At 66.1% G+C, this 15,378-nt stretch carries 9 protein-coding genes; 1 reads left to right on the plus strand and 8 read right to left on the minus strand.

What is annotated here, in order from left to right; genetic code table 11:
• Positions 1-2: 2 nt before the first annotated feature.
• From VSX79_RS02070 to dgcN, 7 genes are all read right to left on the minus strand, one after another.
• Positions 3-1,247, minus strand: a complete 1,245-nt coding sequence (locus tag VSX79_RS02070; protein WP_326914281.1) for a dicarboxylate/amino acid:cation symporter — start codon at positions 1,245-1,247, stop codon at positions 3-5.
• A 113-nt stretch (positions 1,248-1,360) separates the two neighbouring features.
• Entirely contained in the window at positions 1,361-2,245 is an 885-nt protein-coding gene (locus VSX79_RS02075) for a LysR family transcriptional regulator (protein WP_179499782.1), read from the minus strand.
• Between the two features lie 239 nt (positions 2,246-2,484).
• Positions 2,485-4,059 carry an N-acyl-D-amino-acid deacylase family protein gene (locus VSX79_RS02080; protein ID WP_326914282.1) on the minus strand — a complete coding sequence of 525 codons (1,575 nt, stop codon included), beginning with the start codon at positions 4,057-4,059 and terminating at the stop codon, positions 2,485-2,487.
• A gap of 14 nt (positions 4,060-4,073) precedes the next feature.
• Positions 4,074-6,893, minus strand: a complete 2,820-nt coding sequence (locus tag VSX79_RS02085) for a TonB-dependent receptor domain-containing protein (protein ID WP_326914283.1) — start codon at positions 6,891-6,893, stop codon at positions 4,074-4,076.
• Positions 6,894-6,977: 84 nt separating this feature from the next.
• Positions 6,978-8,606: an N-acyl-D-amino-acid deacylase family protein gene (locus tag VSX79_RS02090; RefSeq protein WP_179499741.1), complete on the minus strand. Its 1,629-nt coding sequence runs from the start codon at positions 8,604-8,606 to the stop codon at positions 6,978-6,980.
• Between the two features lie 36 nt (positions 8,607-8,642).
• Entirely contained in the window at positions 8,643-9,632 is a 990-nt protein-coding gene (gene dgcA / locus VSX79_RS02095) for an N-acetyl-D-Glu racemase DgcA (protein WP_179499742.1), read from the minus strand.
• Complete coding sequence (dgcN, locus tag VSX79_RS02100; RefSeq protein WP_326914284.1) at positions 9,590-10,627, minus strand: N-acetyltransferase DgcN; 1,038 nt, start codon at positions 10,625-10,627, stop codon at positions 9,590-9,592. Before dgcN ends, dgcA begins: the two co-directional genes overlap by 43 nt.
• Positions 10,628-10,833: 206 nt before the next feature.
• On the opposite strand from dgcN, the gene VSX79_RS02105 reads away from it, so the two are divergent.
• Entirely contained in the window at positions 10,834-12,561 is a 1,728-nt protein-coding gene (locus VSX79_RS02105; protein WP_326914285.1) for an arylsulfatase, read from the plus strand.
• Between the two features lie 86 nt (positions 12,562-12,647).
• Here the strand turns inward: VSX79_RS02105 and VSX79_RS02110 are convergent, their stop codons facing one another.
• The gene (locus tag VSX79_RS02110; RefSeq protein ID WP_179499745.1) at positions 12,648-15,368 is read right to left on the minus strand and encodes a TonB-dependent receptor; all 2,721 of its coding nucleotides are present in this window, start codon (positions 15,366-15,368) and stop codon (positions 12,648-12,650) included.
• Positions 15,369-15,378: the final 10 nt, after the last annotated feature.

The raw sequence follows: 15,378 nt of genomic DNA on the forward strand, positions 1-15,378 counted from the left end.
CCCTAGCGCCGGGGCGGCGAGCGGTAGATGGACTGGTCAAGCTCGCCTTCCCACCGCGCGACGGTGGTGGCGACGACCAGATTGGCGCTGGCGCTCGGAACCGTGCGGGTCATGTCGAGCAACCGGTCGAACGGAAGCACGAAACCAACGATCAGCGCGGTCTGCTCGGCGGGGACGCCGACCGCCGAAAGCACCGCGGCGAGCATGAAGAGCGACGCCGACGGAACCGGCGCGGTGCCGAACGCCGCGAGCGCGCCGGTGAGCAATATGATCGCTAGAGTTCCGGCATCGATCGGCACGCCGAAAGCCTGCAGGCTGAATATGCTGAGCAGGCCGACATACATGGCCGTGCCGTCCTTGCCGATGCTGGCGCCGAGCGGCAGCACGGTCGAATAGACGCTGGACGATATGCCGAGGTTCCTGCCAGCGACGGTCATCGCAACCGGCAAGGTCGCCGAGGAAGAGGCGGTCGAGAAAGCGACGACGAGCGCATCGACGATGCCGCGGAAGAAAGTGAAAACGGGCAGGCGCGCGAGCAGCCGCAGGATAAGGCTGTGGACGAGGACGATCTGGATCGCCGATCCCAGGACGACGGCGAGCGCCAGCCAGCCGATGTTGACGAAGACTGCGGCGCCGTTGGCGGCGACGGCATTGGCGATCAGCGCGAACACGCCGATCGGGGTCGCCTCCATCACCAGCCCGACGATCTTCAACAGCACCGCCGACAGCGACTGCAGCAGACCGGCGAAGGGTTTTCCGGCCTCGCCCGCGAGCACGGTGCCCACGCCGACGAGGATCGCGACGAAGATCAGCGCCAGCATGTCGCCTTTCGCCAGCGCCTCGACGATGTTGAGCGGGATGATGCCGACGAGCTGGTCATAGAGCGGCACCGGGTCGCCGAGCGCCTTGGGCGCGGCGGTGCCGACGGGGGCGGCGACGCCGGGCTCGACGATCATTGCGACGGCCATGCCCACCGACACCGCGATCGCCGTCGTCAGCGCGAACAGACCGACCGTCCGCCCGCCGAGCGATCCGAGGCGCTTGGGGTCGGCGAGCGAGGTGATCCCTGCGGCGATGGTCACGAGCACGATCGGCGCGACGAGCATCCGGATCGCGCGCACGAACAGATCGCCGAACACCGCGACCTTGGGCGCCGCATCCGGCCAGACGAGCGCGAGCAACAGTCCGAGCACGAGCCCGCCGAGCACGCGTTTCCAGAGCGGAATGGCGAACCAGCCGCGCATCATCGCCCGGCGGGCCGTCGTGTGGGACGGGATGGAAGACAATCCATGGCCCGCGAGCCTAGTCGGAGGTGCGGCCCGGACCGCATAGCGAATGTGCGTCTATCCATAACCCGTCGCTATATCCCGTCGATGACCTCTGCCACGACTTTCAAAAAATCGGTCGTCAGCGCGGTGGGGGGGCGATTGTGATAATACATCGCATAAAGATCGAAGGTCAGCGGCGGCGTCAGCGGACGGATCGCGAGGCCCGGCGCCAGCGCGGCCTGCGCGGTAAAGCTGTCGACGACGGTCAGCCCGACGCCTGCGCGAACGAGCGCGGTCGCGATATAGAAGGTGCGCGCCGACATCGCATGGTCGAACTCGAGCCCGAGCCGGCGCTGTTCCTCGACGAAGATCTCTCCGATCGGGCCGCTCGCCGCGACGCTGATAAAGCGATGTTCGCGCAGGTCCCGAAGCGCGAGACGCGGTGGCGCTTCGGGCAGGTCGGCTTCGCGATAGAGGACGACCAGTTCGCCCTCGCCGAGCCACCGGCTGCCGATCGGGGCGTTCTGCGGCACCTCGACCGCGATCGCGACGTCGGTTTCGCGCTCGTAGAGCTTGCGGACGAGATCGTCATGATGGACCGTTTGCAGGTCGAAATTGACGTGGGGATGGCTGGTGAGGAACCGCGCGACGGCTTCGGGCAGGACGCCGAGCGCCAGCGACGGGAGCGCGGAGATACGCAGCTTCATTCCGGCGCCGCGGCGCAGGTTGCGCGCGCCTTCGCGCAGCGCGTGAACGCGGTCCTGGATTTCGTTGACCTCGGCGAACAGCGCGTGCGCGTCGTCGGTCGCGACGAGGCGCCCGGCCGAGCGTTCGAACAGCGGGAAGCCGAGGATCGATTCGGCGTGGCGCAGCGTCTTCGACACCGAAGGCTGCGAAATATTGAGCGCGCGCGCCGCGGCGCTGACCGACCCGTTAGTGTAGACCGCGTGGAATATCTCGATATGGCGCAGGTTCATCCCCGCCATGCCGAGAGTCCGTACTCAATTATGGCGGCGTCCCTGCGGGATTTGATCAAAATGGTCCATTGCTTCGTCGAGAAGTCTCGAAATATCGGCGGCATATGTCTTCGCCTTCTCTCCTCGCACTGAGCCATTTTGCTTGAAACCTCGACGACGCCCTAATTGGGTACGGACCCTAGCCGTGCCCTGCCCCGCGGCAAGATATTTTGCATCGCCGCAAGGCGGGGGTCGCTGCGTCAGCGCGGCCGGAGCAGCACGCGGCCATAACGTTCGGCGACCGGTTTTCCTTTCGCGAGCGCGGCCTTTCCGTTGACGAAGACATAGTCGATGCCGACCGAATAGGCGTGCGGCCGCTCATAGGTCGCAAGGTCGCGTATGTTATCGGGATCGAAGACGATCACGTCGGCAAAAGCGCCTTCGCGCAGCAGGCCGCGGTCGGGAACGCCGAGGATCTTCGCGGGCAGGCCGGTCGCGGCATGGATTGCCTGCGCCATCGGGATCACCGGCTTGTCGAGCACATAGCCTCGCAACTTGCGCGGGAAGGCGCCATAGGCGCGCGGATGTTCGGACGTCTTGCCGAAATGCGGCAGGCCGCCGTCGGTCGAGGTCATCGTCCACGGCTGGCGCATGAAGGCCTCGACATCGGCGTCGCTCATGTTGAACGAGACGGTCGGCGCGCCGCCCGCGATCAGCATGTCGATCGCGGCGTCGAGGGGATCCATGCCCTTGATCCGGCCAATCTCGTCGAGCCTCTTGCCCTCGAGCGACGGGTCGGGTGCGAAGCTGCGGATCATCAGCGCGTGCGGCCCGGCGCGGCGTTCGAGGTTCGGCACCATCTCGACGCGGATCTTCGCGCGCATCGCGGGATCCCGGAGCCGCTTGGCGAGCGCGGCCGCGCCGCCCTCCTGCGCCCAGCCGGGAACGAGCGAGGCCATCAGGCTCGATCCCGACGCCGAATAGGGATATTGGTCGGCCCAGATCTCAAGCCCATCGGCGCGCGCCTTGTTGATATTGGCGATGACGTCGGCCGACTTGCCCCAGACCTGTGGCCCCAGCACCTTGATATGGGTGACGATGCCGGGGATTTTCGCCTCGCGCGCGACGGTGATCACTTCGTCGACCGCGGCAACGACGCCGACGTCGTAATTGCCTTCGTCGCGGATGTGGCTGATGTACAAGGCGCCGGGGAAGCGCGCCGCCGCCTTGGCGAGGCCGACGATTTCGGCGGTGTTCGAATATTTGCCCGGAATATAGAAGGGGCCGTCGGACAGGCCATAGGCGCCCGCCGCCATCGCCGCAGTGACGAGCCCTTCCATTTTCGCTTGCTCATCGGCGGTCGCGAGCCGCGCGACATCGCCCATCACCGCGCGCCGCACCGCATTGTGGCCGATCAGCGGGATGACGTTGACCCCGGGGATGTTGGTGTTGAGGTCGGTGATCTGCTGGCCCAGTTCGGCCGGCCCGCCGCCATCGGGATTGATCGCCAGCGTCGTGATCCCCTGGTGCAGCATCGGCAGCGCGGCTGCGAGTTCCTTCGTCTGGATGTTCGGCGCCGCGTGCGAATGGGGGTCGATGAAGCCCGGCGCGACGATCCGGCCGGCGGCATCGACCAGCGTCGTCGCCCTCGCGCCGGCCGGGATCGACCCGACCGCCGCGATGCGGTCGCCCGTTATAGCGACGTCGGCGGTGCGCGCGGGACCCCCCGTACCGTCATAGAGCGTACCGCCACGGATCAGCACGTCATAATGCTGGGCGAAGGCGGGCGCGGTGCTGGCGAGCAGCGCCGCGAGCGAGAGCGTAAGGCGTTTCATCGACCGTCCTTTCGTCACAGCTTGAAGCGGATGCCGACGCGATAGGTCCGGCCGAGCAGGTCATAGAGCGACTGGTTGGTCGCGGGCGTCGCATAGGCGCTGCCCGCAGGTCCCGCCGCCACGACCGCCGGATCCTTGTTGAGCAGATTGTTCACCGCGAGATAGAGTTCGAGCTCCTTGCCCGCCATCGCGACGTCGAAGGTCAGCGAGGTGTCGAGATAGAAGGCGCCCGCGATGCGATTGTCGTTGATCGTCCGGTTGGTCACCGTCGATGCCGGACAGCCCGACGTGCATTCGACGAAGCTGTTGTCATAGACGCCGCTCGAAATGCCGCGGCCCGTCAGGTTGAAATTGATATCGTCGGTCGCCCAATTGGCCTGGATGCGATAGAGCCATTTGGGCGTGCCGCCGGGCGCGTTCTGACCCACCGTGTCGGTCGGCGCATCGATGCCGTTGTCGAAATAATTCTTGATATAGCGTGTCGCCATCGCACGCAGCGTCAGGTCGCCGCTGCCGACCGGCATCCGGTACGAGCCTTCGAAATCGATCCCCGTCGCGCGCTGAACCGCGAAGTTGAACGGGCTTTCGAAGACCTGCAGATTGTTGCCGAAATCATTGGGGCCGCGCACGACCGCTTCGCAGAAGGCTTGCACGCCCTCGGCGCAGCGATCGACGATCGTTTGCGCGGCGACGGTGCCGATGGCGCCGTTGATCTTGATATCATAATAGTCGGCCGACAGCGCGAGGCCGGGAATGAAGCGCGGTTGCAGCACGACGCCGACGCCCCATTGGTCGGCTTTTTCGGGGTCGAGCTGCGGGTTGCCGCGCGTCGTTCCGGCGAATTGCACCGAAGCGTTGTTCTGCGTCGGGTCGATCAGCACATTGATGCGCGTCGAGCCTGCGGTGAACAATTCGCCGAGGTTGGGCGCGCGAATGTCGCGCGAGCGCGTCGCGCGGAAGCGGATGTCGGGGATCGGTTCCCAGGTCAGCCCCGCTTTCCACGTCGTGACATAGCCGGAGGTCGAATAATCGGTGCCGCGCACCGCGCCGTTGAGGTCGAGCCCATCGAACACCGGAACCGCGAGTTCGAGATAGGCCTCGCTGACGTTGTAGGAACCGAAGCTGGGCAGGAAATTGCCGACGAACCAGCCGGTCTGAAACTCTTCCGCCACGTCGCCCGACACTTTCTCGCGCCGGTGCTCGCCGCCGATGGCGACCGACACCGGGCCCGCGGGCAGCTCGAAGGCGTCGAACGACAGGTTCGCGGCGAAGACGTCCTGCTGGAATTTCTGGCGGCGGAACGGGTTGCCGAGCACATAGTCCAGCCCTTCTTGGCTCGCGGTGCCGATGCCGATGCGGTTGAAAGGCACGCAGCCATTGTCGGGGCTGGTGAGCGACGAGCGGCAGACGATCGTGCCCTCGGCCACGCCGAGCGCGTTGCCGGCGGGCGCGAACACCGCGTCCTGCGCGAGCGCGAGGCGCGCATTGTTGCTGATGTCGCGCGCCATTTCGCGCGTCCGGCTGATCCCCTTCTGGTAATAGACGTCCCAGCGCGCGCTCGATCCGAACAGGTCGAAGTCGCCATTGGCGCCGACGACATAGCGCTGCAGTTCGCGCTTCGTGTCATTCTTGCGGATCGGCAGGTTGGCGTTGGTGGTACCGAGCGTGAATTCGTCGATGCCCTGAAGCGCCAGTTCGTCCCGTACCGACTGTGGCAGGAAAGCATTGTCCGCCTGAATGGTGACATTCGCCTGGTTGAGCTGGACGCCGAGGAGGCCGAGATTCTTCGACTTGGCGTAGGAGGCCTGGACGAAGAGATTGAGTCCGTCGGAGACTTCGAAGCTGAGGCGCCCGAACAGGCTCTTGCGATTTTCGGCGGGGTCAAGCGACTGGAAGCTGTTCACCTGCGTCGATTCCCAGTCGCCGCCGATCATCCACGGGTTGCGGACGGTGCCATAATCGAACTGGCCGACCGCGCCGCCGCGGCCGAAGACGGTGCCGCGCAGCGCGGTATCGGTGATGATGCCGCCCGGTGTCGCGAGGCTGAGCCCGGCGCCCGACACGACGAGCCGTTCGGGTGCGCCGTTGCCTGGCGCATAGGCGGGGTTGTTGATCGTATACCAACCTTGCTGGTTCCAGTCGCGCGGCACGCTGTGCAGCCCGTCCTTGATCGCGATCTCGCCATTCAGGAGCAGGTGCCCGCGTCCGCCTGCAAAGGCGGTGCCCGCGGTCAGCGTGGCGCGATAGCTGGGCGCGTCGCCATAGGTGGTGATGCCATATTCGGCCGATCCCTTGATCCCCGTATATTCCTTGTCGAGGATGAAGTTGACGACGCCCGACACGGCGTCGGAGCCATAGGCCGCCGAGGCGCCGCCAGTCACGATCTCGACGCTCTTGATCAGGCCTTGCGGAAAGGTGTTCACGTCGACGAGCCCGGTCATCGTCGATCCGACCGACCGCTGGCCGTCGAGCAGCACGAGCGTGCGCGCGGTGCCGAGCGCGCGCAGGTTGAGCGCGTTGACGCCGGCGGTGCCCGCGCTGATGTTGAGGTTCGAGCTGGCCGGCGTGACGCTGCCGACAAGCGAGGGGATGTCGTTGACATAGTCGGCGATATTCGCGGGCGCCGAGCTTTCGATATCCTCCGAATTGAGCACGGTGAGCGGGGTCGGGGCGCGGAAGCCGTCACGCTGGATGCGGCTGCCGGTCACGGTGATTTCCGCATCGGCATAGGTTTCGGCGGCGGGCGCGGGTGCTTCCTGCGCGAGAACGGGTGCGCCCCACAGCAGCGCGGTGGCGAGAGCCGCGGTCGATACGATCGGCGTTGATCTGATCATGTGTCTTACCCCTTGTTTTGTTTGTTTATTTTTTTGCGTGAAGGACGCCTCCGTGCCACCGGGCGACCGGCGCTTTTCCCTGGATTATTGGCAGCCCGCCACCGGCGTGCGCGGCAGCGGCTTTCCGCCTGCGGCACCGGTCGGCGCGCCGTCTTCGAGCGCGAGCACCCCGTTGACGAGAACGAAGCGCATCCCTGTCGAAAAGAGCGCCGGATCCGCATAGTCGGCGCGCGGGGCGAAGGTCTCGGGATCGAAGGCGATGACGTCGGCGAAGGCGCCGGCCTTGAGTTCGCCGCGGTCCTCCAGCCCGAACAGGCGCGCGGTGGTGGTCGTGCTCTGCGCGATGAAGCGACGGAGGTCGAGGACGCGCTTGTCCTTCACATAGGTCGCATATTTGCGCGCATAGGAGGCGTAGTAGCGCGGGTGGCCGCGCGAGGCGTCCGAACTGGTGACGACCCACGGGCGGGTCATGAAGGCGGCAATGTCGGCCTCGCTTTGGTTGAACGAGGCGACCCCCGCCTCGCGCTGGCGAAGCACCGCGATCGCGGCATCGACCGGATCGACGCCTTGTTCCTTTGCGACATCTTCGAGAGTCTTGCCCTCGACCCCTGCGGGCCCCGAGGTGATGAGTAGCGATGCGGGACCGCCGCGGCGGCGCAGATTCTCAGCGATCTCGGGCCGCATCCGCGCCATCGTGGCGCCGTCGTCGAAACGCTTCAGCATCGCCGCGCGCCCGCCGTCCTGCGCCCAGCGGGGGAGGAGCGCGGCCGAAAGCCCCGTGCCCGACGCCGACCAGGGATATTGGTCGGCATGGACGACCTGGCCGGCCTTTTGCGCCTTCTCGATCTGCGCGATCACCGCGCCGGCCTGGCCATGCACATCGACGCCGAGCGCCTTGATATGCGCGATATGCACCGGAATGCCGGCGTCGCGGCCGATCGCGAGCGCTTCATCGACGGCGGCGGCGAGGCCGATCGTATAGCTCGATTCATCGCGCAAATGGCTGTCGTAGATGCCGCCTTTTGCCGCCGCTGCCTTGGCGAGCGCGACCACCTCGTCGCGCTTGGCGAAGCTTTGCGGCGCATAGAAAAGGCCGGTCGACAGGCCCAGCGCGCCATCGCACATCGCCTTGTCGACAAGGTCGGCCATCTGCGCGAGCTCGGCGGGCGTGGGGGCGCGATCGGCGGCGCCGATCACCTTGGCACGCACCGCGCCGAGGCCCACATAGGCAGCGAAATTGATCCCGAAGTCGCGCATCGACTGGCCGAGGCCCGCTTCGCCATCGCCACTCGCGGCCTTTGCGGTTCCGAATGTGCGAGCGATATCGGGATCGCCGCCACCATCGACGCCGATGAAGGCGGTTGTGACGCCCTGCGTCAGGAAGGGGAGGACGAGCCGCGCGGCGGGATCGGAGGAGGCGAGCGCCTCGTTCACATGGGTGTGGGGATCGATGAAGCCGGGCGCGACGATCAGCCCGGTCGCGTCGATCGTTCGCGTCGCCGTTCCGGGCGCCTTGGGCCCGACATAGGTGATGCGGTCGCCGCGTATCGCGACGTCGCCGCGAAAGGGTGCGGCCTCGCCGCTATAGACCGTGCCGCCGCGCAGGATCACGTCGGCTGCGACCTCCGTCTGGGCGGTTCCTTGCGGCACCGCGATGGCGCCCGCGACGCAAAGCGCGGCGATCGCGGTGGTTGTCCTGAGAGAGCGGATCATGTGCGACACCCCTTTTTTCTTACATAGCTAAGGACTTTATGCCGTTCCCCAAAAGCCTCGTGCGGGCGGCGTCAAGACACCTGTGCCGTGTCCGACGCCGCCCGGCCGATCGTTCGCCAGCCACAAGGGGCCGTCGAGATCGACGAAGGCCGATCGCGCCGCGATTATCAGCGCGGGCGCGATCGACAGGGACGAGGAAATCATGCTGCCGGTCATCACGCCCAGCCCCGCGGCGGCGGCGGCATCGGCGAGCGCGAGCGCGCCGGTCAGCCCGCCGGTCTTGTCGAGCTTGATGTTGATGACCTGGTATTTTTCGGCGAGCGCGCCGACGTCGCCCGCGACATGCGCTGATTCATCCGCGGCGATCGGGACGAGTGGGGCGAAGCCCGCGAGCGCGTCGTCGTCGTCGGCCGGGAGTGGCTGTTCGAGCAGGTCGATGCGCAATTCGGCGAGCAGGGGCTGGAGCCGCTCGACCTCGGCGAAGGTCCAGCTTTCGTTGGGATCGACGATGACGCGCGGGGCGGGCGCTGCATTGCGCACGGTGCGGATCTGCGTTTCGGGGTCGCTGCTGTCGACCTTGATCTTGATCAGCGGGACGCGGGCGAGCGCGCGGGCGGCGGTGCCCATCGCGGCGGGATCGTCGAGGCTGACGGTGATCGCCGTCGGGGTCGCGCCCAGCGGCGGGCGGCCGAGGCGGGCGGTGACGCATTCGCGCGACGATTTCGCCTCGAGATCCCATAGCGCGCAGTCGACCGCGTTACGCGCCGCGCCCGCGGGCATGATGTGCTGAAGTTCGTTGCGCGTCGCGCCGGCCTCGATCGCGCCGCGTGCCTCCTCGATCGCCGCAAGCGCGCTCGCGATCGATTCGCCATAGCGCGGATAGGGCACGCCTTCGCCGCGCCCGGTGACACCGTCGCAGCCGATTTCGACCGTCACCACATCCGCGACGGTCTTGACCCCGCGCGAGATGCGGAACGGCCGGGCTAGAGGGAAAGCGTCGCTTTGCGCGGCGAGGGTTCGAAGCATGTGGCGATCCAGTCGATGATGGGATCTACTCCCATGGAAAAGGGGTCGGTGCAGGGCAGGCCGAGCGCGTCGGCGGTCTCGGCGCACAGCCGTTCTGCCTCGGCAGGCGAAAGCTTGGAGGTATTGAGCGCGACGCCGACGGCGCGGACGCCGGGGTTGGTGAGCCCCGCGACCTGAAGGTTCGCGTCGAGGGTCTCCCGAAGCCCGGGCATGGGATAGTGCGGCAGCCCGCGCATGTGCGGGCGCACGGGGTCGTGGCAGAGCACCAGCGCGTCGGGCTGCGCGCCGTGCAGGAGGCCCGTCGAAACCCCGGCGAAGGAGGGGTGGAAAAGCGAACCCTGACCCTCGATCAGGTCCCATCCGTCATCGTCGCGCGCGGGCGACAACTGTTCGATGGCGCCCGAGATGAAATCGGCGATCACCGCGTCGAGCGGCACGCCGCTGCCGGCGATCAGAATGCCCGTCTGGCCCGTCGCGCGGAAATCGGCCGCCATGCCCCGCGCGCGCATCGCGCGTTCGAGGCAGAGAGTCGCGTACATCTTGCCGACCGAACAATCGGTGCCGACGGCGAGCAGACGCTTGCCGGCGCGGCGCTTGCCATTGCCGATCGGGATGTCGGGGCGCGGATCGCGGACGTCGTGGAGCGTGCGGCCATGGCGCCTGGCCGCTTCGACCAGCGCCGGCTCGTCGCGCAGCCGGTTGTGGAGGCCGGAGGCGACGTCGAGCCCCGCCTCGATCGCCGCGACGGCATCGCGGACGAGGTCGTCGCCCAGCTTGCCCCCCGCATTGGCGATGCCGAGCACAAGCGTCCGGGCGCCTGCGGCGACCGCTTCGGCAAAGCCCATGCGAGGCAGGCCCAGCGACAGCTCGCAATCGTCATGGCGGAATTCGCCGATACAATCGTCGGGCCGGAAAACCGCAAGGCCGCGCGACGTCTTGATGCCGACTTCGTCGTTCACATGGCCAAGATAAAGAAGATAGGGGCTGGCGATCATGAAATGCCTCTCAGGTGGGGACGCAGGCATCATGATCGAAGCATGGCGTGCGCGCGTCTTCAAAGGCGATACAGGCCCATAACCGGTGGCTATATATTCGACTAACATACTTCTGCGACAAATCTTGTCAGATAAATAGGCCAATTCAATCGGGGTCGTCTGCGAGAGGGTTAAGCATGAAAGTTTCGAAGTCGATAAGGCGTGCCATGCGCGGGGCTGCGGCGACCGCCGCGGCATTTGCGCTGCTCGCGGGGCCGTGCGCGCACGCGGCGACCGGGCAAGCCACGGCACGGTCCGCCGCGCCGGCACCGGCGGAGCAGGCCAAGCGCCCCAATGTGATCGTCATCCTCGTCGACGACATGGGATTTTCGGATATCGGGCCCTATGGCAGCGAGATCACCACGCCCAACCTCGACGCGCTGGCCAAAAACGGCCTTCGCTTCACCCAATTCTACAATACGGCGCGTTGCAGCCCGTCGCGCGCGTCGCTGCTGACGGGGCTTTATCCGCACGAAGCGGGAATGGGAGGGCTCGACAGCGTCGTGCGCGCCGGGGCGGGCGGTTTGCAGGGCCGTATCGCCGACCGCGCGGTCACGATCGCCGAGGTGCTGAAGCCCGCAGGCTATTTCACGGGAATGGCGGGTAAATGGCATATCGGCGCGCAGAACGGCACGCCGCCGAAAGAAGTGGGGTTCGACCGATCCCTCTTTCACAAGGGCGGGACCTATTTCCCGAACCAGCCGGGCCGCGAGTTCGCCATGATCGACGGTCAGCGCACCCGGCTCGATTCGCCCGAAGTGGGCAAGGGCGAATGGTATGCGTCGGACATGCTGGTCGACTGGACCGTGCGTTTCGTTGATGAAGCGAAAGCGGAAGGAAAGCCCTTCTTCCTCTATCTGCCGTTTACCGCCGTCCATTTCCCGGTGATGGCGCCCGCCGACGAGATCGCGAAGTTCAAGGGCAAATATATGGCGGGCTGGGAAAAGCTGCGCCGCGACCGCTTGGAGCGCCAGAAGGCGATGGGGCTGATAGCCCCCGATGCGGCGCTGCCCGGCGCGTTGCCCGAAGCCTATGACTGGGACAAGATGTCGGCCGCGGACAAGGATCGGTTCGACACGATCATGGCCGTCTATGCCGCCGCGGTTTCGCGGATGGACAAGGCGGTCGGAACGCTGGTCGCCGACCTGAAGGCGCGCGGCGAGTTCGACAACACGTTGATCCTCTTCATGTCGGACAATGGCGGCAACGCCGAAAGCGGCCCCGACGGACGCACCGGCGCGGCGCCGTGGGGCGGGAAGAATTCGAACGTCTTCGTCGGGCTCAACTGGGCGACACTCCAGAACACGCCGTTCCGCTATTTCAAACATTATGCCGAGGAAGGCGGAATCGCGACGCCGCTGATCGTCTCGTGGCCCGCCGGGATCGACGCGAAGGTTCGCGGCACGATGGTGCGCGAGCCGGGCCATCTCGTCGATGTCATGCCGACGCTGGTGGAGCTGGTCGGCGCCAAATATCCGGCGCGCTTTGACGGGCACGACATCCGCCCGATGTCGGGGCGCAGCTTTGCCGGCGCGTTCGAAGGCGAGGCACTGACGCGCAGCGTGCCGATATTCTGGGAGCATGAGGGCAACAAGGCGGTGCGCGACGGCAAGTGGAAGCTGGTCGCGCAATTCGGCACGCCCTGGCAGCTTTATGACATGAGCAGCGACCGGACCGAGACGCGCGACCTTGCCGCCGCGCACCCCGACATCGCCGCGCGCATGGCGAAGCAGTGGGAGGACTGGGCCGCGAAAAGCTTCGTCGACCCGTGGCCGAGGAAGGTCGACGGCGGCGTGGTGAAGGGCCGGCTGGAAGGCGGCAAGGCGCCGGGACCGGGTAAAGGCAAGCGCGGCAAGGGGAAGCGCAAGCGTGCGCGGGCCGCGGCGGGCGAATGACGCGCACGGCGTCCGGTGCGCCGCAAAAAGAAGCCCGCAATCGCCAGGTGGCGATTGCGGGCCAATGGGACCCAAGGAGGTTGGGATCAGAAGCGGAAGCGGACGCCGACGCGGTAGATCGTCTCGAGGAAACGCGTCTGCCACGGATAGCTGTGGCCCTCGGCGTCATATTGCCGGCGGTTCGTTGCCGCCGCGCCGAGCAGGTTCGTCGCGCTGAACGCGATCGTCACATTCTTCGTCGGATCGAGCGTCGCGTTGAAGTCGAGGCTGCCGCGGCCATCCTCGATGATCGGTGTTGTCGGGCCGAGCACCGCATTCCCGAGCAACGGATCGTTGACCCGGTTATAGTCGGCCACGAAGTCCGAACGGTAATTATACGAAAGCCGGGCCGAGAAGGACTGGTTCTCGTAAAAGACCGACGCGTTCGCGATATGGTTCGACACACCGGCGATCCGCTGCTTGCCCGGCAGGGTCGCGGCCAGCGCATCGGGCAATTCGGTTCCATGGTCGATATAGGTATAGTTCGCGAGGACACCGAAATTCTGCAGCCATTCAGGCAGTTGCGGGAAGCGCAGGAAGGTGCGGAACGCCGCTTCGATGCCGCGCAGGCGGCCTTCGCCGCCGTTGAACGGACGTGTGACGCGCAGCCGGCCGAATTCGGCGTCGTCGATATCGGTCGTGAAATCGGAGATGAAGCCGGTCACGTCGCGCTGGAAGGCGCCGAAGGTCAGCGAGCCGCCGCGCGAGAAATACCATTCGAGCGACGCGTCGTAATTCTGCGACTTGATCGGATCGAGGTCGGCGTTGCCGCCCGAAGCATTGCGGACGCAATCGACATCGTTCGGATCGGTGTTGCAGATCGCCGAAGGCGCGCCGATGGTCAGCGACGGGTTGAGGTCGCCGAAACCGGGACGCGTGCGCGTTTCGGTGAAAGCGAGGCGGAGTTGCAGCTTCGGTGCCAGGCGAATGCGCGCGCTGATGTTGGGCAGGAAGTCGGTGTAGCTATTCGACTGCGACACCGGCGTCACCGTGGTAACGCCGCCCGTTGTTACCCGGTCAAAGCCGTTGATTTCGGTCTCGGTGCGAACGGCGCGCAAGCCGACGAGGCCGTCGACCGTCATGCTGCCGATGTCGAAGGCATAGCGGCCCTGGACATAGCCCGCATATCCCTTTTCGTTGCCGAAATAGACCCGGTCGAGCGGCGGGACTTCGGTGCGGTCGCCCGTGAGGTCGCGCAGGAAGTCCAGATTGTCCATGATGCTGTCGGTGGTCGGGGTCAGGAAAACGCGCGTGACCGGCACCTTGTCGCCGCGAAAGCCCGGTGCGACGGTGCTGTATTCGAGCGGCAGCAGCGAATAGAATTGGCCGGCGGGCGCGTTGCCGCTTTCCGAATAATTGGCGAAATCGAAGTCGCGGCTGTTGAAGCGGACGCCGGCCTGGACGTTGGTAATGCCCGTCGGCCCCATCCGGTAATCGAGGTCGAGCCGCCCCTGCCAGTCGCGGCCGTGGTTGCGCTCGCCATTCTCGCCGAGCCCCACCATGCGATAGCGCGACGGGTCGTTGACGGGGAAATCGTCGACGACGACGGTGCCGCCACCGGCGCCGATATCGGTGTCGAAATCATAGGTGCGCGTCGGTTGCGGGACGACGAGCGAATAGTTGAACTGCGTCGTCCGCCGCGTGAAGGTCGAATCGGTGAAGGCGACGTCGCCCGTGATCTTCAGCCCGTCGCGCTTCCAGATAAAGCCGGTGCCCGCCTGATAGGTGTCGGTCTTTCCCGTCACGACATTCTGGTTGCCGGTCGGGATGCCGCCGGCAGTCGCCGTCATGCTCTTGACCTGGTTGGTGCCGGAGAACAGTTCGATGTCGCTCAGATTGGCCTGCACGCCCGAGTTGATCTGGAGGTTGCTGCCATAGCCGCTGCTCCGATAGCCTTGGAACAGGAAGTCGGCATAAAATTCGAGTTCGTTGCTCGGCCGCCATTGCAGCGCGGTCGCCACCGACGGGCGATAGCGGTCGGCGGTGTTATAGTTGATGTTGACGAACGACGGATAACGGATCGTGCCGAGCCCGGGCACGTTGTTGCGCACGAGGATCGCCTGCGCGACGTTGCGCGAGGAATCGAGGAATTTGAGGTCGGTGTAGGATCCCTCGATCAAGAAGCCGATCTCGCCGATCCCCGTGTCCCACCGTTTGCTGAGGAGGAGGTTTGCGTCGACGCCCAGCTTTTGCGATTGCTTCCAATGCACCCCGCTGATGCCGCCCGCGATGCGGTCGCCTTTGAAGTCGAGCGGTTTGCGGGCACGCACGTCGATCAGGCCCGCGACGCCGGGTTCGAGCAGATTGGCACTGCCCGATTTATAGACGTCGAGGCGCGCGATGCTGCTCGACGGGAAATCCTGGAGCGCGACGGCGCGGCCCTGGCCGGTGAAGAGTTCGCGCCCGTTGTATGTCGTCGCGATATTGGGCAGGCCGCGCACGCGGGTGCCGGCGGCGGTGCCATTAGCATAATCGACCTGGACGCCGGTGATGCGCGCGAGCGATTCGGTCGCGGTGACGTCGGGCAGCTTGCCGATATCCTCGGCCACGATCGAATCGACGATCTGGTCCGAATCCTCCTTGATCGCCTGCGAGGTTTCGAGGCTGCGCTGAATTGCGGTGACGACGATCGCGTCGTCGGCCTGCGGATCTTCGGGCGCCGAGTCGACGGTGACCTGCCCGTCCTGGTCCTGTGCCAGCGCCGCCGAAGGCATGGCGATGAGCCCCAAGGCCGATGTCGTGCACGCCAGGATTATCTTGTTTCGCATTGTGAACTTC

Source organism: Sphingopyxis chilensis (assembly GCF_035930445.1).
In the GTDB taxonomy this organism is placed as follows: Bacteria; Pseudomonadota; Alphaproteobacteria; order Sphingomonadales; family Sphingomonadaceae; genus Sphingopyxis; species Sphingopyxis chilensis.

Excerpts from the sequence above, each read along its gene's own strand:
- VSX79_RS02070 (WP_326914281.1), bottom strand. The coding sequence starts at position 1,247 with ATGATGCGCGGCTGGTTCGCCATTCCGCTCTGGAAACGCGTGCTCGGC.
- VSX79_RS02075 (WP_179499782.1), bottom strand. The coding sequence starts at position 2,245 with ATGAACCTGCGCCATATCGAGATATTCCACGCGGTCTACACTAACGGG.
- VSX79_RS02080 (WP_326914282.1), bottom strand. The coding sequence starts at position 4,059 with ATGAAACGCCTTACGCTCTCGCTCGCGGCGCTGCTCGCCAGCACCGCG.
- VSX79_RS02085 (WP_326914283.1), bottom strand. The coding sequence starts at position 6,893 with ATGATCAGATCAACGCCGATCGTATCGACCGCGGCTCTCGCCACCGCG.
- VSX79_RS02090 (WP_179499741.1), bottom strand. The coding sequence starts at position 8,606 with ATGATCCGCTCTCTCAGGACAACCACCGCGATCGCCGCGCTTTGCGTC.
- dgcA (WP_179499742.1), bottom strand. The coding sequence starts at position 9,632 with ATGCTTCGAACCCTCGCCGCGCAAAGCGACGCTTTCCCTCTAGCCCGG.
- dgcN (WP_326914284.1), bottom strand. The coding sequence starts at position 10,627 with ATGATCGCCAGCCCCTATCTTCTTTATCTTGGCCATGTGAACGACGAA.
- VSX79_RS02105 (WP_326914285.1), top strand. The coding sequence starts at position 10,834 with ATGCGCGGGGCTGCGGCGACCGCCGCGGCATTTGCGCTGCTCGCGGGG.
- VSX79_RS02110 (WP_179499745.1), bottom strand. The coding sequence starts at position 15,368 with ATGCGAAACAAGATAATCCTGGCGTGCACGACATCGGCCTTGGGGCTC.